Raw genomic sequence first — 23,725 nt, 5'->3', positions numbered from 1 at the left:
TTACGCTTCCCCCAAGTAGGCTTTGATCACTTCAGGATTGTCGCGGATCTGCTCCGGCGTCCCGTTGGCCAGCGGCGTGCCCTGGTTGATCACCACGATATGGTCGGAGATGCTCATGACCAGTTTCATGTCGTGTTCGATCAACAGCACCGTGGCGTTGTTTTCCTCACGCAGCACACTGATCAGCGCCTTGAGGTCTTCGGTTTCCTTGGGGTTCAGGCCCGCGGCAGGTTCGTCGAGCATCAGGATGCGCGGGCGGGTCATCATGCAACGGGCGATTTCCAGGCGACGTTGCTGGCCGTAGGCGAGGGTACCGGCGGGGCGGTTGGCGAACTCGGTCAGGTTGACCTTGTCCAGCCAGTACGCCGCGTATTCCATGGCCTCGCGTTCGCTCTTGCGGAACGCCGGGGTCTTGAACAGGCCGGCGAAGAAGTTGGTGTTCAGGTGACGGTGCTGGGCGATCAACAGGTTCTCGACCGCCGTCATGTCCTTGAACAACCGCACGTTCTGGAAGGTACGCACCACGCCTTTGCGGGCGATTTCGTGGCCGGCCAGGCCCTGTATGGGTTGGCCGTCCAGCAGGATGCTGCCGCCGCTCGGCTTGTAGAAGCCGGTGAGGCAGTTGAACACCGTGGTCTTGCCGGCGCCGTTGGGGCCGATCAGCGCTACCACTTGTTTCTCTTTGACGGTCAGGGCCACCCCATTGACCGCCAGCAAACCGCCGAAGCGCATGCTCAGGTTTTCGACTTTCAGGATCTCGCGGCTCATTTGCGCAGCTCCATGTGTGGACGTTGCATGGGCAGCAGGCCTTGAGGGCGCCAGATCATCATCAGCACCATCATGGCGCCGAACATCAACATGCGGTATTCGCTGAACTCACGCATCATTTCCGGCAGCAGGATCATCACGATGGCCGCCAGGATCACGCCCAGTTGCGAGCCCATGCCACCCAATACCACGATGGCGAGAATGATCGCCGACTCGATAAAGGTGAACGATTCCGGCGTCACCAGGCCTTGGCGAGCGGCGAAGAAGCTGCCGGCAAAACCTGCGAACGCAGCGCCCAGGGTGAATGCGGAAAGCTTGATGATGGTTGGGTTCAGGCCCAGGGCGCGGCAGGCGATTTCATCTTCGCGCAGCGCTTCCCACGCGCGCCCGATGGGCATGCGCAGCAGGCGGTTGATCACGAACAGGGCCGCCAATGCCAGCAACAGCGCCACCAGGTACAGGAACACCACTTTGCTCACCGGGTTGTAGGCAATCCCGAAGTACTCGTGGAAGGTCTGCATGCCTTCGGCGGCGGTGCGGTCGAACGACAGCCCGAAGAACGTCGGCTTGGGGATGCTGCTGATACCGTTGGGGCCACCGGTGATATCGGTGAGGTTACGCAGGAACAGGCGAATGATTTCGCCGAAGCCCAGGGTCACGATGGCCAGGTAGTCACCGCGCAGGCGCAGCACCGGGAAGCCCAGCAGGAAGCCGAACGTGGCCGCCGCCATACCGGCCAGTGGCAGGCAGATCCAGAAGCTCCAGCCCAGGTAATGCGAGAGCAGCGCGTAGGTGTAGGCACCCACGGCGTAGAAGCCCACATAACCCAGGTCGAGCAGGCCGGCCAGGCCCACCACGATGTTCAGGCCCAGGCCCAGCAACACGTAGATCAGGATCAGCGTGGCAATGTCGACCGCGCCGCGGGAACCGAAGAACGGCCAGATCAGCGCCGCGATGATCAGCCCTATGATGATGTAGCGCTGGGTGCGCGGCAGGGTCAGAAATTGGCTGACCTTGGGCGACACCAACGGGCCACGGTTGCCCTTGAACAAGGCACCGACCTGCTGGGTGAACAGTACACGCAGGAACATCAGCACCGAACACAGCGCGATGACGGTCAGGGTGACGGGCCCGGTGCCATGCACTTCCAGGTTGATGCCGACAATGCTCAACTTGAGACCGAGTACCGGAAAGGCCACGGCCCATACCAGCAAGGCGCTGAAAAACGCCGATTTAAGATATCTGCTCATACTTTCTCAACCTCCGGACGGCCCAGGATGCCGGTCGGACGGAACAACAACACCAGAACCAACAGGCCGAACGCGACGACGTCCTTGTACTGGTCACCGAAGATATCGGCGCCAAAGGCTTCGGCCACACCCAGCACCAGCCCGCCGAGCATGGCGCCCGGAATGCTGCCGATGCCGCCCAATACCGCTGCGGTAAAGGCCTTGAGGCCCACCAGGAAACCGGCGTTGGGGTTGATCACGCCGTATTGCATGCTCAGCAACACGGCCGCCACGGCCGCCAGCGCAGCACCAATGACGAAGGTCAGGGCGATGATGTTGTTGGTGTTGATGCCCAGCAGGTTGGCCATCTTGATGTCTTCGGCGCAGGCCCGGCAGGCGCGCCCCAGACGGGAGCGGGAGATGAACAGCGTCAGGCCCAGCATGGCCACCAGGGTGACCACGAAAACCAGAATCTGCATGTACGAAATCAGCACTTCTTGTGCGCCACCCGGGCCGAAGGAGATGCTCCCCGGGATCAGATTGGGAATGGACTTGTCCTTGGAGTCCTGGGACAGCAATACGGTGTTCTGCAGGAAAATCGACATGCCGATGGCAGAAATCAGCGGGATCAAACGGTTGCTGCCCCGCAGGGGACGGTAGGCAACCCGCTCGATGCTGTAGCCATAGGCACTGGTTACGATGATCGACGCCAGGAACGCAGCGGTCATCAATAGCGGCAGGGAGTGGATCCCCATCATGGCCAGCCCGGCAAGGGCGATAAAGGCCACGTAGGAACCAATCATGTACACCTCGCCATGGGCGAAGTTGATCATTCCAATGATGCCGTAAACCATTGTGTAGCCAATGGCTATCAAGGCATAGGTGCTGCCAATGGTCAGGCCATTAACCAGCTGTTGGAAAAAATGATAGATCTCAGGCATTACAGCGCTCCTAAAAACCCGATACGCATTTCACTGGTGGAGTCATTTCCGGCTCTGTGCCCTGTTCTGTGACCAGGTTGCACAAAGCGTTTGCCAGCGAACCGCTGGTGACGGTTTTAAGATTTTCAGGTGAGCCAGCGCCCGGATCGCGGGTGACATGGCCCATAAACCTCGTAAAACAAAGCCCACTGCTTGCACAGTGGGCTTGTTGACCAGTAACGCCTGGCTTACTGAGGGGAAACTTCGGTTTTTGGTTTACCGAAGTGCCATTCGTAGACCACGAACTTGAAGTCCTTCAGGTCGCCCTTGGCGTCGAAGCTCAGGTCGCCCGTAGGAGTCTTGAAGGTGCCGGCGTGGATGGCCTCGGCCACTTTGGCGGTGTCTTCGCTTTTGGCGGCCTTGATACCGCCGGCAATGACTTCAACCGCCGAGTAGGCCGGGAACACGAACGGACCGGTTGGGTCCTGCTTGTTCTTGGCGAACGCTTCGACGATGGCTTTGTTGGCAGGGTCGGTGTCGAAGGATTTCGGCAGGGTTACCAGCAGGCCTTCGGAAGCGCCCTGGGCGATTTGCGAGATAGAGTCGTTACCCACGCCCTCTGGGCCCATGAACTTGGCGTTCAGGCCTTTTTCCTTGGCTTGGCGCAGGATCAGGCCCAGCTCAGGGTGGTAGCCGCCGTAGTAGACGAAGTCGACGTTGGCTTGCTTGAGTTTCTGGATGATCGAGGAGAAGTCCTTGTCGCCAGCGTTCAGGCCTTCGAAGACGGCAACCTTGGTGCCTTTTTCTTCAAGGGTCTTCTTCACGGCGCTGGCGATACCTTCACCGTATTGCTGCTTGTCGTGCAGTACGGCAACGATTTTCGGCTTCACGTGGTCGGCGATGTAGTTGCCGGCCGCTGGGCCTTGCGCGCTGTCCAGGCCGATGGTGCGGAAAATCAGCTTGTAGCCACGGGAAGTGATTTCAGGGCTGGTGGCAGCCGGGGTAATCATGATGACGCCTTCGTCTTCGTAGATATCCGACGCTGGCTGAGTGGAGCTGGAGCAGAGGTGACCGACTACGAACTTGACGCCGTCGTTGACCACTTTGTTGGCAACGGCCACGGCTTGTTTGGGGTCGCAAGCGTCGTCGTATTCCTTGGCTTCAAGCAGTTTGCCGTCTACGCCGCCTTTGGCGTTGATGTCGGCGATTGCCTGCTTGGCACCCATGAATTGCATGTCGCCGTATTGCGTTACCGGACCGGTCTTGGGACCGGCGATGCCGATCTTGATGGTGTCGGCTGCGAACGAATGGCCGGCAACCCCAGCCAGGACCATAGCGGCAAACAGTTTGGAAATCTGCTTAGTAGCCTTATTCATAGTGCTCCACTCTTACTGTTGTATTTTTTATAGTTCTAGCGGCCTTGTGAGCTGCAGAACCGGATCAGATATCGCGGATATCCCCCCGGCATTGCCCTGGCAACTGTACCGGTACAGTGTAGAGCGCTGGCTGATCGCTTGAAAAGCTGGCAGCTGGGGGCAAAACCCGGATGTGTCGCTTAAATGAAAGAAAAAGACAGAATCGCGCCGGGTTGCTAACAGCTTTCAACGCATTCCTTGGCTTTCCTGGCACTTTCAATCGCTACCTCATTTGCTACTGGGTTTTTCTGCCTGGGTTACGAGGCTATGATTGCGCCGATTTTTTACTCAGGTGAACTCCCATGACGCAAGAACCAAGCACCCTCTATGCCAAGCTGCTCGGGGAAACCGCCGAAATTTCCTGGAAGGAGCTTGAACCGTTCTTTGCCAAGGGTGCCCTATTGTGGGTCGATGCCAGCCTGGATTTGATCGAGGCCGCCGAAGGAATGGCCGAAGACAACCGTGACAAAGTCGCCGCCTGGTTGGCTGCAGGCACCCTTGGCGAGGTGTCTGCGACGCGGGCATTGGACCTGGTCGAACGGGATCCGAGCTTGTGGGCGGTGGTGGTCTCGCCATGGATCCTGATCCAGGAAAGGGCGGACTAGGAATGGCGCGCACGAAAAAGGTGCGTATTTTTCACGCGGTGAAGTGTGTAGCCGAGTAACCGCTGAACGCGTGATGGCACCTTGCCGTAGAGAAAGGTCACAGCCGAGGGTGACGTAAACGTCACGGGAACAGTTGAGGTCCGAAGGAATCAGTGGCGCAATTGTTTCCAGGTATGACCCGGCGTGAAGAGAAGCAACGATCACATCACCACTCCCCGTGCATGGGGCTCAGCGAATCGGCCTGACAATAGATGGCGGGCCGATACGCCTTGGCGCCGGGTCTTTTGGCTGTGGAGCGTCGTTGTTCTCCACGCTGAGCGGATATAGCGGATTGCGCATGGCAATCCCCTGCATCACGCCGATGATGTCATCGAAGGGCACCGCCGGGCTGAGCAGGTAGCCCTGGATGTAGTCACAGCCATGCTTTTGCAACAGCTCGAACTGCGCCTGTGTTTCCACGCCTTCGGTGACCACCTGCAAGTGCAGGGTGTGGGCCATGCCAATAATCGCCTGGACAATTTCACTGTCTGCGGTGGATTTGGGGATGTCCTGGATAAACGAGCGGTCGATCTTCAGGGTGTTGAGCGGCAAGCGCTTGAGATAAGCCAGCGAGGAATAGCCGGTGCCGAAGTCATCGATGGCCAGTGACACACCGAGGGCGCGAATCTGCCGCAACAGTGCCAACGTGCTGCTGATGTTGCCCATCAGGGCATTTTCAGTGACTTCCAGTTCAAGTCGGTTGGTGCCTATGCCGGCGAAGCGCAGGGCGTCTTCGATTTCATCGGCCAGTTCGTCACGCGCCAGGTTCAACGCCGAGCAGTTCACCGCCATGATCAACGCGGTGTAGCCCCGGTCAGACAACAGGCTCAGGTCGTGACAGGCCTGGCGCAATACCCAGTGATCCAGTTCGGCGATCAACCCGTTGTTCTCGGCAATGCCGATAAAGCGGTCCGGGGCCAGGAGTCCGTGCTGGGGGTGTTGCCAGCGCACCAAGGCTTCCAGGCGCGTGACCTTACCCAGCTTCATGTCGAAGATCGGCTGATAAAACAGCACCAGCTGGTTGCGCGTACGCAAGGCGGCCCGCAGTTCTTCCTCCAGTTGCAGCTCAAGGAAGGCGCGTGTTTTCAGGTTGGAGCTGAAGAAGTGCAAGTTGTTGCGCCCGGCGTCCTTGGATTGGTACAGCGCCAGGTCGGCAGTTTTGAGCAACTCTTCGCAGGTGTGGCCGTCCTCGGGAAACAGGCTGATGCCGATGCTGGTGGTCATCACCATGCGCCGGCCAGCCAGCTCGATGGGCTCTTTCATCTTCTGCATGATGCGTTGGGCCATCTGCCGAGCTTCGTCGCGATGATGAATAGTGATCAGAATGCAGAATTCATCGCCGCCAAAGCGTGCCACTACATCTTCATGGCTGCGTATCGAGCCCTTGATATGCCCGGCCAGCACCGTGAGCAACTGGTCGCCCGCATCGTGGCCAAGGCTGTCATTGATGCGCTTGAAGTGATCAATATCAAGGAAGATGACCGCCAGCATGCCTTGGCTTCGGGTTTTTTCCGCAACCTTTTCCGCGAAGATCTGATTGAAACCACGGCGGTTGAGCAGACTGGTCAGCGCATCGAAGTGGGCCACTTGTTGCAGTGAAGCGCGGGCCTGGTCGAGTTCGCTGAGCAGCGCATTGACCCGGCGCAGATCCCGCTCTTTGTGTTGCAGCTTTTTATCTGCCAGGGCTGCGCTGACACTACTGCCGATCACCAGCAAGGTAATTACCGCCACCGACAACCCCAATTGAATCGGACTACCCTCCACCGGCAATGAAAGATCCGCGCCAACGGGCACCAGCATTTGCATGGCTGCCATGCCGGTGAAATGCATGCTCAGGATCCCGGCCCCCAGCACCAGGCTGGCGGCGTATTTGAGCAGTTGGTGAAACACGCCGGCTCCGTTGCGCAGGTAGCTGGACAGCAAAAGTGCCGCCAGGCTGGCGCCAATGGCAATTGCCACCGAGGCCACGAACAGCCGTGTTTCGAAGTACACCTGGGCCTGGGAGCGCATGGCCGACATGCCCACGTAGTGCATCAGCGCGATACCCAGTCCCATCCACACCGAAGCCATCAGGTACTGATGAAAACGCAGGTGGGTATGACTGAGGGTCTGCATGGCGAGCAGCGAGGCGATCAGGGCGATCAGCAGCGAGGCGAACGTTATGATCAATTCGTAGTGAATGGCAATGGGCGCCTGGAAGGCCAGCATGCTGATGAAATGGGTCGACCAGATTCCGCCTGCCAGGCAACCCGCGCCCAGCCAGCGCCAATGGCGACGGGCGGTGGGGTCTTCGACATGGCCCACACGTTCGGCCATGTCCAGCGTACCGAAGCCCGCCGCGCAGGCGACCAGGTACGCCAGTAGCACCAGAAAGGGGTTATGACTGCAATTGAGTAATAAATGCCCGCTGTCTGGAAGGTCGGTAAAAAAATGCTGCCCCAGCCATTCCATAGCTTATCCCGTCACAGAGCCATGTCATTGCCAGCGGCGATGACCTATGAGGTCGAGTATAGAAGTCTCTCGAGATTTGCCATGAGTAATGGCGTTTTGATCTCAAATTATTTTGACATGCCTTCCATAGCATTTGGTGCTAAGCGCTGATGGGCAGGTCAAGTTCGAAGTGCGGGGCCTCCAGTGGCGCCAGGCCGAATGCGGCACGGGCGGCGTCGCAATCGACATTTTGCACGCCCTGGCTCCAGGACGACTCGAACTCACGGCATACGCTGGAGCGTTGCTCATAAATTGAGCAGCTGGTGGCCTGTCCGACTTCACCTTCAAGGCTGCAGCACCGTGCCGGTTTCTGATCGGTGCCAATCATCGCCACGCGGCTGGGGTTGATCTGCACCACCAGGTCATCGGGCACCGTGCCCCCGGACGAGGCGCACTCACCCCAGAAGAAAGACACGCGAAAGTGTGAACAGCAGGCACCGCAATTCAGACACGGACTGGCTTCGGACATGGGCGTCATCAATAAGAAAGGTAGGAGGAGGGTGCTACGAAAGGCTCGCCATTCTATCCGTGCCGTCGCCATTGGGAAGAGGGACGCGCACTTATATTTTCGTGGGCAAAATCCGCTGTTGCCTGGGTGAAATCATGCCCTATCAGCTTTACGAATCATTACAGACAATCACCGCCAGCCTGACTATGTTGCAGTGACCTGAGCAGGATGCATCGGGCATCGCAGCTCTCATAACAATAAAAGAGACGGACCCATGCAGAACTCGACCCAAGCGGCGAATGCCTGGCGCATTCTGTTCCTGCTGTTCCTCGCTAACCTGTTCAACTTTTTTGACCGCACCATTCCCGCGATCATCATTGAGCCCATCCGCATGGAATGGCACCTGAGCGACTTCCAGCTCGGTATCATCGGCACCGCTTTTACCATCGTCTACGCCATTGCCGGGCTGCCGCTCGGGCGCCTGGCCGACACCGGTTCACGTAGCAAGTTGATGGGCTGGGGCCTGTTCGCCTGGAGCGGGCTGACGGCGGTCAACGGCATGGTCGGCAGTTTCTGGACCTTCCTGCTGGTGCGCATGGGCATTGGCATCGGCGAAGCCAGCTATGCACCCGCGGCCAATTCGCTGATTGGCGACCTCTTTCCCGCCCACCGCCGTGCCCGGGCCATGGGGATTTTCATGCTTGGCCTGCCGTTGGGCCTGTTGCTGGCGTTCTTTACGATCGGTGCGATGGTCAAGGCGTTCGACAGCTGGCGCGCGCCCTTCTTTATCGCGGCGGTGCCGGGGCTGATCCTTGCGGTGTTTATGTTCTACATAAAAGAACCCAAGCGTGGTGCGGCGGAAACCGTGCAAGTCTCCCAAGAGCGCGTCGACCGCCCGATTCGTCGCGTGCTGGCTGTGCCGACCTTTCTGTGGCTGGTGCTGGCCGGGTTGTGCTTTAACTTTGCCACCTATGCGTGCAACTCGTTCCTGGTGCCGATGCTGCAACGCTATTTCCTCATGCCGTTGCAGGACGCGGCCGTCGCGACGGGTGTCATCGTCGGCCTGACCGGTTTGGTGGGCCTGACGCTGGGGGGCTGGATTGCCGACAAGATTCATCAGCGGGTCGCCAATGGCCGGTTATTGTTTGCCGCCTTCAGCTTGATCATCTCCACGGTCACCACCGCCTGGGCATTACATGCCGGGCGTGTCGAAATCGGGGTGTTTGTCGCGCTGTTCAGTGTGGGCTGGTTGTTTGCCTACAACTTCTATACCTGCGTGTATACCGCGATCCAGGACGTGGTCGAACCACGCTTGCGCGCCACGGCGATGGCGCTGTTCTTCGCTGGGCTGTATCTGCTCGGTGGTGGCATGGGACCAGTGGTGGTCGGGGCGTTGTCCGATCACTTTGCCCATTCGGCGATGTATGCGGCCGGGGCGCAGCAGATGACCGAGGCTTATAAAGCCGTGGGCTTGCATGACGCCATGTACCTTATTCCGGTGGCGCTGTTCTTGACCATGCTGTTTCTGTTCCAGGCCTCGCGCAGTTTTGTGCGCGATGCCAAGCGGATGAAGGAAGGGTTGAGTGCGGTTGAGGTACCGGCTGCGGCGGCGACCGCATGAAACCGCGGTGACCCCTTCGCAGGCAAGCCAGCTCCCACCTTTGAACGAGTTGACTGAACTTTGCTCGGTCAGCTGTGGGAGCCGGGCTTGCCCTAATGCCGTTCATTTAAGCGTATATCGCCCTCTGTAGGAGCGAGCTTGCTCGCGAAAAACGTCGACGATAACGCGTGCTTCCTGATTGAACGCGGCGCCTGTGAGTTTTTCGCGAGCAAGCTCGCTCCTACAAAAAGCCTTAACTGAACGGCATTAGGGCTTGCCCGCGATAGGGCCCTGAAGGCACATAAAAAAGGCCCGCATTGTATGCGGGCCTCTCTTTTTCAGCAGGCGGTGATCAACCCGCCACCAACACCCGAATCGCTTCCAGTCGCAGTGCCGCTTTATCGAGCATGGCCAGGCCTTGCTCGCGCTGGTTGCGCAAGGCGACCAACTCGCTGTCACGCACGGTCGGGTTGACCGCTTGCAGTGCGGTCAGGCGCGCCAGCTCTTCGTCGGTGTCTGCCGCCAGGCGACGCTTGGCTTCGGCCACACGCTCGGCGTGACGCGGGGCGATCTTCTCCTCCCCGGCGTTGATGCGCGGTGTGAGTTGGTCGCGCTGTGCCTGCACGAATTTGTTCGCGCTGGCCCGTGGCACGCTTTCCAGCTGGTCATTCAAAGTCACGAACGACACGCGGCCCGACAGGTCATTGCCGTTGGCATCCAGCAGGCAGCGCAAGGCGGCCGGTGGCAGGTAGCGACCCAGTTGCAGAGAGCGCGGGGCTACCACTTCGCTGACATAAAGCAGTTCAAGCAATACGGTGCCTGGCTTGAGCGCCTTGTTCTTGATCAGCGCCACGGCGGTGTTGCCCATGGAACCGGACAGCACCAGGTCCATGCCGCCTTGCACCATCGGGTGCTCCCAAGTGATGAACTGCATGTCTTCGCGCGACAGCGCCTGGTTACGGTCGTAGGTGATGGTTACACCCTCGTCGTCGCCCAAGGGGAAGCTGGCGTCGAGCATTTTTTCGCTGGGCTTGAGGATCAGCGCGTTTTCCGAATGGTCTTCGCTGTCGATGCCGAATGCGTCGAACAGGGTTTCCATGTAGATCGGCAGGGCGAACTGGTCGTCTTGTTCGAGGATGTCCTCGACCAGTGCATCGCCTTCGCCGGCACCGCCGGAATTGAGTTCGAGCAAGCGGTCGCGACCGGTGTGCAGCTCCTGCTCCAGGCGCTCGCGCTCGGCACGGGCTTCGTCGATCAGGGCTTGCCACTCGCCGTCGTCGGCGGCTTCTAGCAAGGGCAGCAGGCGTGGGCCGAACTGATGCTGCAAGGCGTTGCCGGTCGGGCAGGTGTTGAGGAAGGCATTGAGCGCCTCGTGGTACCACTGGAACAGGCGCTCTTGCGGGCTGGTTTCCAGGTACGGCACGTGCAGTTCGATCACGTGTTTCTGGCCGATCCGGTCCAGGCGCCCGATGCGTTGTTCCAGCAGGTCGGGGTGGGACGGCAGGTCGAACAGTACCAGGTGATGGGAAAACTGGAAGTTGCGGCCTTCACTGCCGATTTCCGAGCAGATCAGCACCTGGGCACCGAACTCTTCATCGGCAAAATAGGCAGCGGCGCGGTCACGCTCCAGAATATTCATGCCCTCGTGGAACACCGTGGCCGGGATGCCGGAGCGCACACGCAAGGCGTCTTCCAGGTCCATGGCGGTTTCGGCGTGGGCGCAGATCACCAGGACCTTGGTGCGCTTGAGCATTTTCAATTGGTCGATCAGCCACTCGACCCGTGGGTCGAAGCGCCACCAGCGGTTCTCTTCCTCGATATCCGGTTGCGCCTGGAAGCTGACTTCCGGGTACAGCTCGGCGTGTTCGCCCAGGGGCAGTTCGAGGTATTCGTCCGGGTTCGGCAGCGGGTAGGCGTGCAGCTTGCGCTCGGGGAAGCCTTGCACCGCGGCACGGGTGTTGCGAAACAGCACGCGGCCGGTGCCGTGGCGGTCCAGCAGTTCACGCACCAGGCGTGCACTGGCTTCGGTGTCGCCATCGTTGACGGCGGTGAGCAGGGCTTCGCCTTCGTCACCGAGGAAGCCTTGAATGGTCTTGTGCGCGGTCGGCGACAGGCGGCCCTTGTCCAGCAGCTCCTGCACGGCTTCGGCCACCGGGCGATAGTTTTCGCTCTCGGCGCGGAAGGCTTGCAGATCGTGGAAGCGGTTCGGGTCCAGCAGGCGCAGGCGCGCAAAATGGCTGTCCTGGCCCAGTTGTTCCGGGGTGGCGGTCAGCAGCAGCACGCCAGGAATCACTTCGGCCAGTTGTTCGACCAGCGAGTATTCGGCGCTGGCCTTGTCTTCGTGCCACACCAGGTGGTGGGCTTCGTCGACTACCAGCAAGTCCCAGCCAGCGGCGAACAGCGCGTCCTGGGCCTTCTCGTCGTCCACCAGCCATTCCAGCGCAACGAGTGCAAGCTGGGTGTCTTCGAACGGGTTGGTGGCATCGCTTTCGATAAAGCGCTCTTCATCGAACAACGCGACCTGCAGGTTGAAGCGGCGGCGCATTTCCACCAGCCATTGGTGCTGCAGGTTTTCCGGGACCAAGATCAGTACGCGGCTGGCGCGGCCCGAGAGCAGTTGGCGATGGATCACCAGGCCTGCTTCGATGGTCTTGCCTAAACCCACTTCGTCCGCCAGCAACACGCGTGGCGCGATACGGTCAGCGACTTCGCGGGCGATGTGCAGTTGGTGGGCAATCGGTTGGGCGCGTACGCCACCCAGGCCCCACAGCGAGGACTGCAACTGGCGGCTGGTGTGTTCCAGGGTGTGGTAGCGCAGCGAGAACCACGCCAGCGGGTCAATCTGCCCGGCGAACAGACGGTCACTGGCCAGGCGGAACTGGATGAAGTTGGACAGTTGGGTTTCCGGCAGGGTGACCTGCTCGTTCTGCCCATTGAGGCCGTGGTAGACCAGCAGGCCATCGACGTCGTCGACTTCCTGTACGGTCATTTTCCAGCCTTCGAAATGGGTGATGGTGTCACCCGGCGAAAACCTCACGCGAGTGAGGGGCGCATTCCGTAGCGCATACTGGCGAGTGTCGCCAGTGGCCGGATAGAGCACGGTCAACAAGCGGCCGTCCTGTGCCAGAACGGTGCCTAACCCCAGCTCTGCTTCGCTGTCACTAATCCAGCGTTGCCCCGGTTGATACTGCTGCGCCATGCTGCCTGACTCCCGCCGTGAAAAAGCCGACTATGTTAACGGAACACGGCCCGGCGCCCAAGAACTCTGACAAAAACTACGCTGTTTGTACGGGCAGGCGGAAATTGAATCGACAGGTGGCGGGCACTTGAGAGTGTCGACTGAGTCACAGCTTGGCACGCGGGTGCTCAAGTCGCCCTGCCACCCGCCGACAAGCCTGTTGATCAGGAGAATAATTATCATGCTGCCACCCATGCTGCCCGTCAGTGTTGTGCCGGTCACGTCGCAACTCGACCCGGCACGCCAGAAACCGGATATTCCGCCGGTGGTGCCCGTTCAACCGGGCTCCAACGAGAGCACGATCGACCTGAAAAAAGGCGATGCCGAGCAATCGACTTTTTTGCTGCGTGAAGAGCAGCGTCGCCAGCAGGAGCAGCAGAAACGTCGACGTGAAGCCGACGACGACTCGGCGCAGCATTTGCCGATTCCCGGCGACTTGCTCAACGCTGACAACACCGTGCCCGTGGCGCCGCTGATCGAAGACGCGCCGCGCCAGGGCCTGTGGGTGGATATCGAGGTTTAATCGTTTTTGGTCGACGGCCTACATTTTGTCGCCCGCTTAATTGCCGTCGGGCGGGGCAGGCCGCATTATTGAGGCATTCCCGCCACGACGTAAGCCAAGCCATGAGTGATGACGACAAGCTGATCGACCTGAACGCCGAACGTGCCAAGCGCGTGCACGACCTCAATGACAAACGCTTGAATGAAGTGCGCCAAGCCTTTGAACAAGCCATGCCCCTGGGCAAGCCCAAGAACAAGCCGAAAAAGCGTTGAAACGCCCTGCATCCATTGATGCAGGTCAGTTATTCCCCTTCTTTACGCCCCGTTGTGGGCGACATTGATCCTGATCAATTTCCCACTGCGCCTTCTCCATTAACTTAGCCCTATCGCAACAGGGCAAGTGCAGGAGGCCGGTCATGTTTTTCGATAATGTGGTTTTCGCCGGAGTGCTGACTGTTAGCCTCATGGTGCTGTTTTTTGTAGGGTTTGGATTTTTTATCTGGAAAGACGCGAACAAGCGTAAAAAACCTTAAGTCTTTCCGGGTTACATGAGCACGCAAGGCATTTTGGGCGACTTCGGTCGCCCTTTTTTTTTGGCTGTTAATTAATGGCAGAAGGTAAAAAAATGTGGGAACTGGCTTGCCTGCGATGAGCATAGGTATCCACACAACTTTGTGGGTTGTAACAGCAGACGGTAACCACGATGCGAAGCGAGCCGCTCTTGATCTTGATCTGCTTTTGATCTCAGGCGCCCCGTTAAACCACGCTGGCGGATTACGGGCACACCGAGCCTGGGCGAGGTGCCGAGTGGTGGGGCAAGAGCGCTTTGGTTACTTTCGCGCTTTTCGAAAGTGACCCGCTGTAAAAGCGGAACCAATAGCAGCCATTACCGCAGGAACGGATATGTACGCGGTCTGATCCGAGATACTGGTCGGCTTTCAGGCCGCCTTCGCAGCGATGCGGCGACCCGACAAGCCAGCTTCCACAGGTGGACTGCGGTGCGCTTTGAATAAAAAAAGGTGCGACCCTCGCGGATCGCACCTTTTTTATTGCCGGCTGGCTATCAGTTGCCCAAAGCCTTGGATGCCAACCAGAACAACCCGGCCGAGAGGCCTACGGTCGCTGGCAAGGTCAATACCCAGGCCATCAGGATGGTCTTGACGGTGCCACCTTGCAAGCCGCTTTTGTTGGCAACCATGGTGCCCGCCACGCCAGAAGACAGGACGTGGGTGGTGGAAACTGGCAGGGCGAAGATATTGGCGAAGCCGATCATGGTGGCGGTGGTGATCTGTGCCGACATGCCCTGGGCATAGGTCATGCCTTGCTTGCCGATCTTCTCACCGATGGTCAGCACCACGCGCTTCCAGCCCACCATGGTGCCCAGGCCCAGGGCCAGTGCGACCGCGAGGATCACCCAGAACGGGGCGTACTCGGTGGTGGCGGTCAGGTCTTTGCGCAGCTTGTCGAGGTCGGACTTCTCACGGGAGTCCAGGCCTGGCAGCTTGCCGACCTTTTTCGCGGTGTCATCCAGGCAGAGCAGGTAGCGACGCACTTCGATACGGTGGTCGGCCGTCAGCGAGTGATAGTCCGAGACGCCCTTGAGGGTGCCCAGCAGCGCGTTGATCGTCGGTTCGGTCTGCTGCGGGTTGCAGCGGAACTTGCCCGGCAGATCATCCTTCACGCTTTTGCCCAGGGCCAGGAACTCACCGAGGGTCTCGTGGTTGCGCTGGTAGAACTGGTTCAGGTGCAGGGTGGCGTCGCGGGTACGTTCGATCTGGTAAGTGGTGCTGCCAAGGTCCAATACGAACTGCGCCGGCACGATACCGATCAGCACCAGCATGATCAGGCCGATGCCTTTCTGGCCATCGTTGGAGCCGTGCACGAAGCTCACGGCCATGGCCGAAATCACCAGGACCAGGCGGTTCCAGAACGGCGGGTGCTTTTTGTCGTCAAGCTTGCGGCGCTGGTCCGGAGTCTTGTGCATCTTCGACAGCGGGCGCCACCACTTCAGGCCGATCAGCACCAGTGCGGCGACCAGGAAGCCCGCCATTGGCGAGAACACCAGCGACGCGCCGATATCCACGGCCTTCTGCCAGTTCACACCGTCGGCCAGGGGGATGTCGTTGATCAATGCATTGGCCAGGCCCACACCGAGGATCGAACCGATCAGGGTGTGGGAGCTGGAGGCGGGGATACCGAAGTACCAGGTGCCCAGGTTCCAGGTGATCGCCGCCGCCAGCAACGAGAAGACCATTGCCAAGCCATGGCCGGTATTCACATTGATCAGCAACTCCACCGGCAGCAAGTGCACGATGGCGTAGGCGACACCGACACCACCGAGCAATACGCCGAGGAAATTGAACACCCCGGAGAAGAACACGGCCAGGTGCGGCGGCATGGCTTTGGTATAGATGACTGTGGCCACCGCGTTAGCGGTGTCATGAAAGCCATTGATGAACTCGAAGGCGAGGACAAAGGCCAGGGCGAGCAACAGGCTCACTAGAACCCAAGCATCCAGTCCGCTGAATAAATCGATCATGAAGGTTTTCTGACCCGGTCGTAAGGGGGCGCGATTATGCCAGAAAACATCAGTAATCGATGCATTAGCTGCTCATCGGTAACAATCTTCCTGGAAAAAACCGCGGCAAGACGCACGCATCCCAGGGTTTTCGGGGCTTTGGCAAGTCTTTGATTTATAAAGCGCAGGCCGCCAAAGACCGGCTTTCGTCATGAAAACGTCATGGCTGAAACATTTGTATGAAATTTCGTGGGTGGCTGTAGGTTACTGACCAGCGGCCGCTGAACCAGTGGTTGACCAGCCGCGACTGCAAGGCGTTGAACTCGACCGAAGCGCTCAAGGCTCCTCGGTCTTGAGTTCCTGCTCGATCTTTTGGATTTCCTGGGCAAATGCCTGGTCCAGCAGGCTGGCTCGTTTGCGCCATGGCTTGCGTTCCGGCTCAGGTTGCGCGGCGTAGGTGGTGACTTCTCCGCCGTAGACGTCCTTGTAACGTTGCTCCTGGCGCTCAAGTTCCGCGCGCAGTTCATCTTTCGTCACAGTATTACCTAATTGAGTTGAGTTTATTGATTGCGCAGAGTCATGCCTGAAAGTCGTGCTCGGGGCGATTCCAAATAGAACAGTAGAACCGTTCAAGTTGGTATACGGGCCTGAGGGCCGTTCTTTTAAGCGAGTACTTGTGACCGGCGTTGCCTGCAGCCTGCAATGCCTGGTGAGCTCCCCTCCCGATAGTGATACCAGGCTGACCTCTGCACAGGTTGCATTATAGCGGCGCATTTGAATAACACTATCATCATGAAGTTAAAAAGCGTCAACGGCGTGCTTGGGTTTTGTTACATATCGCCGTCGTATTTGTGAACAGCGTCATCTTCATATCTGTATTCATTCTGACGGCAGGGTAAATGCCTACACTTTTGGCGACATCACGTAAATCTGAAGCGTTGACTGCGGGATCTGCACCCGTGCCGGCCAAATTGCGATAATCGCATGGCTGTCCGATAATCGCCCAATGTTGCCGGCGCTGACTTGTACAGGGCGGCCGGCACGGCTTGTAATAGCCGCCAACCCTCCCGTGGTGATAACAAGAGAAGGCCCGTTGAAATGAACGATCAATTGCGCAACTCCTTTGCATCAGTGGCGCCGCCGATCGTGGCTTCACCGGCCAAGCGCATCCAGGCATTCACCGGTGATCCGGATTTCATGACGTCCCTGGCCCGTGGCCTGGCCGTGGTGCAGGCGTTCCAGGAGCGCAAGCGTCACCTGACCATCGCCCAGATCAGCCACCGCACCGAAATTCCCCGCGCCGCCGTGCGCCGCTGCCTGCACACCTTGATCAAGCTCGGCTACGCCACCACGGATGGGCGCACCTACTCGCTGTTGCCCAAGGTGCTGACCCTCGGCCATGCCTATCTGTCATCCACACCGCTGGCCGTCTCGGCCCAACCTTACCTGGACCGCATGAGCGAGCAGCTCCATGAAGCCTGCAACATGGCTACCCTGGAAGGCGATGACATCCTCTATATCGCCCGTTCCGCCACCACCCAGCGCCTGATCTCGGTTGACCTGTCGGTGGGCGGGCGCTTGCCTGCGTATTGCACGTCCATGGGCCGCATTCTGCTGGCCGCCCTCGACGATGCCTCGCTGCAGGATTATCTCGACCATGCCGACCTGCAAACCAAGACCAGCCGCACCCTGACCACGCCGCAAGCGTTATTCGAATGCCTGCAACAGGTACGCCAGCAGGGCTGGTGCATTGTCGACCAGGAACTGGAGCAGGGCCTGCGTTCCATCGCGGTGCCGGTGTATGACGCGTCCGGCCAGGTGTTGGCCGCGCTCAATGTCAGCACTCACGCCGCTCGGGTCAGCCGCAGTGAGTTGGAGCAGCGCTTTCTACCGAGCATGCTCAGCGCCAGCCGTGAGCTGAGTGCGCAACTGTTTGCCTAAGCTGTTCGGTGACCGCACAGATCCCGGCTGGCTCGATTGACGGTGTTTCCCTTGGCTTATTAATGTGCGGCAGCGCTCTGAGGAGCTGCCCAATAAGAATGACGGCCCCAGGTCGTCAGCCCGCCATCGGTGTGGAATAAAAATAATGAATCAGCCTTCTGTAGGTACCACCCTGGACGTACAGTCCTTTATCAACACCCAGCCACTCTCGCGCTATCAGTGGCGCGTGGTGATCCTGTGTTTCCTGATTGTCTTTCTCGACGGCCTCGATACGGCCGCCATGGGCTTTATCGCGCCGGCACTGTCCCAGGACTGGGGCATCGACCGCGCCAGCCTTGGCCCGGTGATGAGCGCCGCGTTGATCGGCATGGTGTTTGGCGCACTCGGTTCCGGCCCGCTGGCCGACCGCTTTGGCCGCAAAGTCGTGCTGGTCGGCGCGGTGTTGGTGTTTGGTGCGTTCAGCCTGGCGTCGGCCTACAGCACCAATGTCGATCAGCTACTGGTGCTGCGCTTTCTTACCGGGCTGGGCCTGGGCGCCGGCATGCCGAATGCCACCACCTTGCTGTCTGAATACACCCCCGAGCGGCATAAGTCCTTGTTGGTGACCAGCATGTTCTGTGGCTTCAACCTCGGCATGGCCGGTGGTGGGTTTATTTCGGCCAAGCTGATCCCGGCCTTCGGCTGGCACAGCCTGTTGCTGATCGGCGGCATCCTGCCGTTGATCCTGGCGGGAGTGTTGCTGGTATGGCTACCGGAATCGGCGCGTTACCTGGTGGTACGCAATCGCGGCACCGACAAGGTACGCAAGACCCTGGCCCCTATCGAGCCAAACATCGTTGCCCAGGCCACTCACTTCAGCGTACCGGAGCAAAAAACCGTCAAGGCCCGCAACGTGTTCGCGGTGATCTTCTCGGGCACCTACAGCGCTGGCACTTTGCTGTTGTGGCTCACGTATTTCATGGGCCTGGTGATTGTTTACCTGCTGACCAGTTGGCTCCCCACCTTGATGCGTGACAGCGGCGCGAGCATGGAGCAGGCCGCGTTTATCGGCGCGTTGTTCCAGTTTGGTGGGGTATTGAGTGCAGTGGGCGTGGGCTGGGCGATGGACCGGTTCAACCCGCACAAAGTGATCGGCACTTTCTATCTGCTGGCCGGGGTGTTTGCCTACGCGGTCGGGCAGAGTCTGGGCAACATCACGCTGTTGGCCACCCTGGTGCTGGTCGCCGGCATGTGCGTCAACGGTGCGCAATCGGCGATGCCGTCCCTGGCGGCACGCTTCTACCCCACCCAGGGCCGTGCCACCGGAGTGTCGTGGATGCTCGGCATCGGTCGCTTCGGCGCGATACTAGGGGCGTGGATGGGCGCGACCTTGCTGGGCCTGGGCTGGAACTTCGAGCAGGTGCTTACAGCACTGGTGATTCCGGCGGCATTGGCCACGGCAGCGGTGGTGATCAAGGGCATGGTCAGCCATGCCGATGCGACCTGAAGCCCCAGTACAGTTTGAACATGTAGGAGCGAGCTTGCTCGCGAAAAACGTCAACAATAACGCGTGTTTTCTGAATGAACGCGGCGCCTTTGAGTTTTTCGCGAGCGAGCTCGCTCCTACAAAGGGCTCGGCGCCTGCCACCTCTGGATGGCGTTCGAACAGAAGATTAGCTAGGCAACAATCGGTTCGATAATCGAACACTCAGTCGATTATCGGATTGTTTGGCCCATTTCCCCGGCTTAATCTTCAGGCACTTCGGCGCCACCTCAGCGCCTTTTTCGATCAACACCGGGAGCCCAACCCCCATGGCTGAAATCCTCACCCTGCGTGATGCGGTCAAGCGCTTCGTGAACGACGGCGATACCGTCGCCCTCGAAGGCTTCACCCACCTGATCCCTACGGCCGCAGGCCATGAAATCATTCGTCAGGGCAAGAAAGACCTGACACTGGTGCGCATGACGCCTGACCTGATCTACGACCAGTTGATCGGTGCCGGCTGTGCGCGCAAGTTGATTTTCTCCTGGGGCGGCAACCCGGGCGTGGGTTCCCTGCATCGGCTGCGCGACGCGGTAGAGAAACAATGGCCGCAAGCGCTGGAGATCGAAGAGCACAGCCACGCCGACCTGGCCAATGCCTACGTCGCTGGTGCTTCTGGCCTCCCGTTCGCGGTGTTGCGTGCCTACGCCGGTTCCGACTTGCCCAAGGTCAACCCGCTGATCAAGACCGTCACCTGCCCCTTCACCGGAGAAGTGCTGGCGGCGGTGCCGTCGGTGCGTCCGGACATTACGGTGATTCATGCGCAGAAAGCCGATCGCAAAGGCAACGTGCTGCTCTGGGGCATTCTCGGGGTGCAAAAGGAAGCGGCCCTGGCGGCCAAGCGTTGCATCGTCACCGTCGAGGAAATCGTCGACGACCTGAACGCGCCGATGAACAGCTGCGTGCTGCCGACCTGGGCGCTGACGGCGGTGTGTCACGTACCCGGTGGTGCCCATCCGTCCTACGCGCACGGTTACAACGAACGGGATAACCGCTTCTACCAGGCGTGGGACCCGATTGCCCGCGACCGTGGCACCTTTACCGCCTGGATCGACGAATACATCCACGGCACTGCCGACTTCAGTGAATTCCAGGCCAAGCTGGCCGCCGCGCAGGAGGCTAAGTAATGGCTTACTCCACCAACGAAATGATGACCGTCGCCGCCGCGCGCCGCCTCAAGAACGGCTCGGTGTGCTTCGTCGGCATCGGCCTGCCATCCAAGGCGGCCAACCTGGCGCGCCTGACGTCTTCGCCGGATGTGGTGCTGATCTACGAGTCGGGCCCGATTGGGGCCAAGCCCAGCGTGTTGCCACTGTCCATCGGTGATGGCGAGCTGGCGGAGACCGCCGACACCGTGGTGCCCACCGGTGAGATCTTTCGCTACTGGTTGCAGGGCGGGCGCATTGATGTCGGCTTTCTCGGTGCGGCCCAGGTCGACCGTTTCGGCAATATCAATACCACCGTGGTGGGGGATTATCACCAGCCCAAAGTGCGTTTGCCGGGTGCCGGTGGCGCGCCGGAAATCGCAGGTTCCGCCAAGAGCGTGTTGATCATCCTTAAGCAGTCGTCCCGTTCGTTTGTGGACAAACTGGACTTCATCACCTCCGTCGGCCACGGCGAAGGTGGCGACTCACGCAAGCGTCTGGGTCTGCCCGGCGCCGGCCCGGTGGGCATCATTACCGACCTGTGCATCATGGAGCCGGAGGAGGGCAGCCATGAGTTCGTGGTCACTGCACTGCATCCGGGCGTAACCCGTGAGCAAGTGGTCGCCGCCACCGGCTGGGCGATTCGCTTTGCCGACCAGGTGAACACCACCGCTGAACCCACCGAGACTGAACTGACCGCCCTGCGTGACCTCGAAGCGCGCACCGCGGCTGCCCACGGCCAAGCACCGGGAGAAGCCTGATGCGCGAGGTTTTTATCTGTGATGCCATTCGCACGCCTATCGGCCGTTTCGGCGGTGGCCTGTCTACGGTGCGTGCCGACGACCTGGCGGCACTGCCGATCAAGGCGCTGATCGAGCGCAACCCGTCGGTGGACTGGAGCGCCGTAGACGAAGTCTTCCTCGGCTGCGCCAACCAGGCAGGTGAAGATAACCGCAACGTGGCACGCATGGCGTTGCTGCTGGCGGGGCTGCCGGAAAGCATTCCTGGTGTGACCCTCAACCGCCTGTGCGCCTCGGGCATGGATGCCATCGGCACCGCCTTTCGTGCGATTGCCAGCGGTGAAATGGAGCTGGCAATTGCCGGTGGCGTCGAGTCGATGTCCCGTGCTCCGTTTGTGATGGGCAAGGCCGACGCGGCGTTCTCGCGCAACATGAAGTTGGAAGACACCACCATTGGCTGGCGCTTTATCAACCCGCTGATGAAGGCCCAGTACGGCGTGGATGCCATGCCGCAGACCGCCGATAACGTGGCCGATGACTACCAGGTTTCCCGCGCCGACCAGGACGCTTTCGCCCTGCGCAGCCAGCAACGCACCGCCGCCGCCCAGGCCGCCGGGTTCTTTGCCGAGGAAATCGTTCCGGTGCGGGTCGCCCATAAAAAAGGCGAGACCCTGGTGGAACACGATGAACACCCACGGGACACCACGTTGGAAGCCCTGGCCAAGCTCAAACCGGTCAACGGCGCGGACAAGACCGTCACCGCCGGCAATGCCTCTGGCGTCAACGATGGCGCCGCCGCGCTGATCCTCGCCAGCGCCGAGGCCGTCAAGCAACACGGCCTCACCGCTCGCGCCCGTGTGCTGGGCATGGCCAGCGCCGGTGTCGCCCCGCGTGTGATGGGCATCGGCCCGGTGCCGGCGGTGCGCAAACTGGTGGAGCGCCTGGGGTTGGCGGTCACCGACTTTGATGTGATCGAACTCAACGAAGCCTTCGCCAGCCAAGGCCTGGCGGTGCTGCGCGAGCTGGGTATTGCGGACGATGCGCCCCAGGTCAACCCCAACGGCGGCGCCATTGCCCTCGGTCACCCCTTGGGGATGAGTGGTGCGCGGTTGGTACTGACGGCCCTGCACCAGTTGGAAAAAACCGGAGGTCGCAAAGGCCTGGCGACCATGTGCGTGGGCGTCGGCCAAGGCTTGGCCCTGGCGATTGAACGCGTCTGATCAATAAAAGAGGATTGCTCCATGAGTGACAAGCCCGGTTATCGGCGCCCGCAAGCGGGCACTCAACCTGATTACCTGCACCCGGCCTACCAGTCGACGAACCTGCGTTCGCCGTCCCAGCCTTTGGTGTTCCTGCCCCATTCCTTGTCGGAAATCACCGGCCCGACCATCGGCGCCGAACGTATCAATGAGAAGGACAACGACCTGACAGCCCAGCACGAGGGCGAGCCGCAAGGCGAGCGCATCATCATTCATGGCCGTGTGCTGGACGAAAACGGATTGCCAGTGCCGGGCATCCTCGTGGAGATCTGGCAGGCCAATGCCGCCGGCCGCTACAACCATAAGCGCGACCTGCACTATGCGCCCCTGGACCCGAATTTCACCGGCACCGGGCGCACCGTCACCGACGCCGACGGCTGGTACCAATTCCAGACCATCAAGCCCGGCGCCTACCCGTGGGGCAACCACCACAACGCCTGGCGCCCGGCGCATATCCACTTTTCGCTGTTCGGCCCCAGTGTGCTGACGCGCTTGGTGACGCAAATGTATTTCCCGGGCGATCCGTTGCTGGAGTACGACCCGATCTACAACTGCGTGCCGGATACCAGCGCCAAGCAACGCTTGATCGCTAGCTTCGACCTGGAAAAAACCATTCCTTCCTATGCCCTCGGCTACCGCTGGGACATCGTCCTGCGCGGCCGCGACGCCACGCCGATGGAGAAATGAGATGACACTCAACGCGACCACGTCCCACACCGTCGGGCCGTATTACCACATCGGCCTGACCTGGCTGAACCGTGAAGACCTGACCGTCACCGCCACCCTCGGCGAACGCGTGGCGATCAGCGGGCAAGTGGTGGACGGCAACGGTGATGTCGTCAACGACGCCATGCTGGAAGTCTGGCAAGCCAATGCCGCCGGCAAATATGCCCACCCCGAAGACGAACAGGACAAAGCGCTAGACCCGAACTTCGAAGGCTTTGGCCGCGTGCCGGTGGATGCCGAAGGGCGTTTCCGCTTTACCACCATCAAGCCGGGCAGCGTGCCGGGGCTCAAGGGCACCACCCAGGCGCCGCACTTGGTGGTGCTGGTGTTTGCCCGTGGGTTGGTGAAGCACTTGCTGACGCGGATTTATTTTGACGGTGAGGCCTTGAACGGCGATGACCCGTTGCTGGCGTGTGTGCCGGCAGAACGTCGTGGCACCTTGATTGCCCAGGCGGATGCGGCAGGGGTTTATCAGTGGAATGTGATTTTGCAGGGCACAGATAAGGAAACGGTGTTCTTCGACTATTGACCGGTCCTTGTAGGAGCGAGCTTGCTCGCGAAAATCGCCAACGATAACGCGGTCAGCTTGAATGAACGCGGCGCTCTCAGGTTTTTCGCGAG

Annotated in this window: 21 protein-coding genes; 12 read left to right on the top strand and 9 right to left on the bottom strand. The window is 60.0% G+C overall.

All coding sequences use genetic code 11. The features are described 5' to 3' along the window. The 4 genes from livG to BUE92_RS06255 all read right to left on the bottom strand — a co-directional run bounded on the left by livG (position 1) and on the right by BUE92_RS06255 (position 4,293). Entirely contained in the window at positions 1–768 is a 768-nt protein-coding gene (gene livG, locus BUE92_RS06270) for a high-affinity branched-chain amino acid ABC transporter ATP-binding protein LivG (protein ID WP_003193538.1), read from the bottom strand. Next, positions 765–2,018 carry a high-affinity branched-chain amino acid ABC transporter permease LivM gene (locus BUE92_RS06265; protein WP_034125955.1) on the bottom strand — a complete coding sequence of 418 codons (1,254 nt, stop codon included), beginning with the start codon at positions 2,016–2,018 and terminating at the stop codon, positions 765–767. Before BUE92_RS06265 ends, livG begins: the two co-directional genes overlap by 4 nt. Then, on the bottom strand, positions 2,015–2,938 hold the full coding sequence (gene livH, locus BUE92_RS06260) for a high-affinity branched-chain amino acid ABC transporter permease LivH (protein WP_003193535.1): 924 nt from the start codon (positions 2,936–2,938) through the stop codon (positions 2,015–2,017). The genes BUE92_RS06265 and livH overlap by 4 nt, the downstream gene beginning before the upstream one ends. 227 nt (positions 2,939–3,165) lie before the next feature. Next, positions 3,166–4,293 carry a branched-chain amino acid ABC transporter substrate-binding protein gene (locus tag BUE92_RS06255; RefSeq protein ID WP_073522602.1) on the bottom strand — a complete coding sequence of 376 codons (1,128 nt, stop codon included), beginning with the start codon at positions 4,291–4,293 and terminating at the stop codon, positions 3,166–3,168. Positions 4,294–4,634: 341 nt separating this feature from the next. Here BUE92_RS06255 and BUE92_RS06250 point away from each other — a divergent pair, with 341 nt between their 5' ends. After that, positions 4,635–4,937 carry a DUF2288 domain-containing protein gene (locus BUE92_RS06250; RefSeq protein WP_073522601.1) on the top strand — a complete coding sequence of 101 codons (303 nt, stop codon included), beginning with the start codon at positions 4,635–4,637 and terminating at the stop codon, positions 4,935–4,937. Between the two features lie 228 nt (positions 4,938–5,165). Here BUE92_RS06250 and BUE92_RS06245 read toward each other — a convergent pair whose 3' ends face one another. Together BUE92_RS06245 and BUE92_RS06240 are read right to left on the bottom strand one after the other, a co-directional pair. Then, on the bottom strand, positions 5,166–7,427 hold the full coding sequence (locus BUE92_RS06245; RefSeq protein ID WP_073522600.1) for a putative bifunctional diguanylate cyclase/phosphodiesterase: 2,262 nt from the start codon (positions 7,425–7,427) through the stop codon (positions 5,166–5,168). A gap of 139 nt (positions 7,428–7,566) precedes the next feature. Next, entirely contained in the window at positions 7,567–7,935 is a 369-nt protein-coding gene (locus BUE92_RS06240; RefSeq protein WP_073522599.1) for a YkgJ family cysteine cluster protein, read from the bottom strand. A 253-nt stretch (positions 7,936–8,188) separates the two neighbouring features. Between BUE92_RS06240 and BUE92_RS06230 the strand changes: the two genes are divergently transcribed. After that, positions 8,189–9,535 (top strand): spinster family MFS transporter, encoded by a 1,347-nt coding sequence (locus BUE92_RS06230; protein WP_034125959.1) that lies wholly within the window; start codon positions 8,189–8,191, stop codon positions 9,533–9,535. A gap of 331 nt (positions 9,536–9,866) precedes the next feature. Here the strand turns inward: BUE92_RS06230 and rapA are convergent, their stop codons facing one another. Further along, positions 9,867–12,713 carry an RNA polymerase-associated protein RapA gene (rapA, locus tag BUE92_RS06225; protein WP_032895680.1) on the bottom strand — a complete coding sequence of 949 codons (2,847 nt, stop codon included), beginning with the start codon at positions 12,711–12,713 and terminating at the stop codon, positions 9,867–9,869. A 220-nt stretch (positions 12,714–12,933) separates the two neighbouring features. Between rapA and BUE92_RS06220 the strand changes: the two genes are divergently transcribed. The 3 genes from BUE92_RS06220 to ccoM all read left to right on the top strand — a co-directional run bounded on the left by BUE92_RS06220 (position 12,934) and on the right by ccoM (position 13,786). Continuing rightward, the gene (locus tag BUE92_RS06220; protein ID WP_073522595.1) at positions 12,934–13,275 is read left to right on the top strand and encodes an aspartate-semialdehyde dehydrogenase; all 342 of its coding nucleotides are present in this window, start codon (positions 12,934–12,936) and stop codon (positions 13,273–13,275) included. Between the two features lie 101 nt (positions 13,276–13,376). Then, positions 13,377–13,526 (top strand): hypothetical protein, encoded by a 150-nt coding sequence (locus BUE92_RS28455; protein ID WP_178380690.1) that lies wholly within the window; start codon positions 13,377–13,379, stop codon positions 13,524–13,526. A gap of 143 nt (positions 13,527–13,669) precedes the next feature. After that, positions 13,670–13,786 carry a cytochrome c oxidase subunit CcoM gene (gene ccoM / locus BUE92_RS29175; protein WP_019817835.1) on the top strand — a complete coding sequence of 39 codons (117 nt, stop codon included), beginning with the start codon at positions 13,670–13,672 and terminating at the stop codon, positions 13,784–13,786. 530 nt (positions 13,787–14,316) lie between these two features. Here ccoM and BUE92_RS06215 read toward each other — a convergent pair. Beyond that, a complete protein-coding gene (locus tag BUE92_RS06215; protein WP_003189291.1) occupies positions 14,317–15,792 on the bottom strand; it encodes an inorganic phosphate transporter in 1,476 nt (491 codons plus the stop codon). Between the two features lie 315 nt (positions 15,793–16,107). Next, positions 16,108–16,308: a hypothetical protein gene (locus BUE92_RS06210; RefSeq protein WP_003189295.1), complete on the bottom strand. Its 201-nt coding sequence runs from the start codon at positions 16,306–16,308 to the stop codon at positions 16,108–16,110. A gap of 561 nt (positions 16,309–16,869) precedes the next feature. Between BUE92_RS06210 and pcaR the strand changes: the two genes are divergently transcribed. From pcaR to pcaG, 7 genes are all read left to right on the top strand, one after another. Next, the gene (pcaR, locus tag BUE92_RS06205; RefSeq protein WP_073522592.1) at positions 16,870–17,712 is read left to right on the top strand and encodes a pca regulon transcriptional regulator PcaR; all 843 of its coding nucleotides are present in this window, start codon (positions 16,870–16,872) and stop codon (positions 17,710–17,712) included. Between the two features lie 145 nt (positions 17,713–17,857). Beyond that, positions 17,858–19,198 (top strand): MFS transporter, encoded by a 1,341-nt coding sequence (locus tag BUE92_RS06200; RefSeq protein WP_073522591.1) that lies wholly within the window; start codon positions 17,858–17,860, stop codon positions 19,196–19,198. A 305-nt stretch (positions 19,199–19,503) separates the two neighbouring features. Further along, positions 19,504–20,361 (top strand): CoA transferase subunit A, encoded by an 858-nt coding sequence (locus tag BUE92_RS06195; protein WP_014717292.1) that lies wholly within the window; start codon positions 19,504–19,506, stop codon positions 20,359–20,361. Beyond that, on the top strand, positions 20,361–21,140 hold the full coding sequence (locus tag BUE92_RS06190; protein WP_073522590.1) for a CoA-transferase subunit beta: 780 nt from the start codon (positions 20,361–20,363) through the stop codon (positions 21,138–21,140). The genes BUE92_RS06195 and BUE92_RS06190 overlap by 1 nt, the downstream gene beginning before the upstream one ends. Then, on the top strand, positions 21,137–22,339 hold the full coding sequence (pcaF, locus tag BUE92_RS06185) for a 3-oxoadipyl-CoA thiolase (protein WP_178088122.1): 1,203 nt from the start codon (positions 21,137–21,139) through the stop codon (positions 22,337–22,339). The genes BUE92_RS06190 and pcaF overlap by 4 nt, the downstream gene beginning before the upstream one ends. Before the next feature lie 21 nt (positions 22,340–22,360). Further along, the gene (gene pcaH, locus BUE92_RS06180) at positions 22,361–23,065 is read left to right on the top strand and encodes a protocatechuate 3,4-dioxygenase subunit beta (RefSeq protein ID WP_073522588.1); all 705 of its coding nucleotides are present in this window, start codon (positions 22,361–22,363) and stop codon (positions 23,063–23,065) included. A gap of 1 nt (position 23,066) precedes the next feature. Continuing rightward, positions 23,067–23,633 carry a protocatechuate 3,4-dioxygenase subunit alpha gene (pcaG, locus tag BUE92_RS06175; RefSeq protein WP_073522586.1) on the top strand — a complete coding sequence of 189 codons (567 nt, stop codon included), beginning with the start codon at positions 23,067–23,069 and terminating at the stop codon, positions 23,631–23,633. Positions 23,634–23,725: the final 92 nt, after the last annotated feature.

This window comes from Pseudomonas fluorescens, from assembly GCF_001902145.1.
GTDB classification, from domain to species: domain Bacteria; phylum Pseudomonadota; class Gammaproteobacteria; order Pseudomonadales; family Pseudomonadaceae; genus Aquipseudomonas; species Aquipseudomonas fluorescens_BV.
Note: the sequence above shows the minus strand (reverse complement) of the source record. Positions and strands in the feature narration are given on the sequence as shown.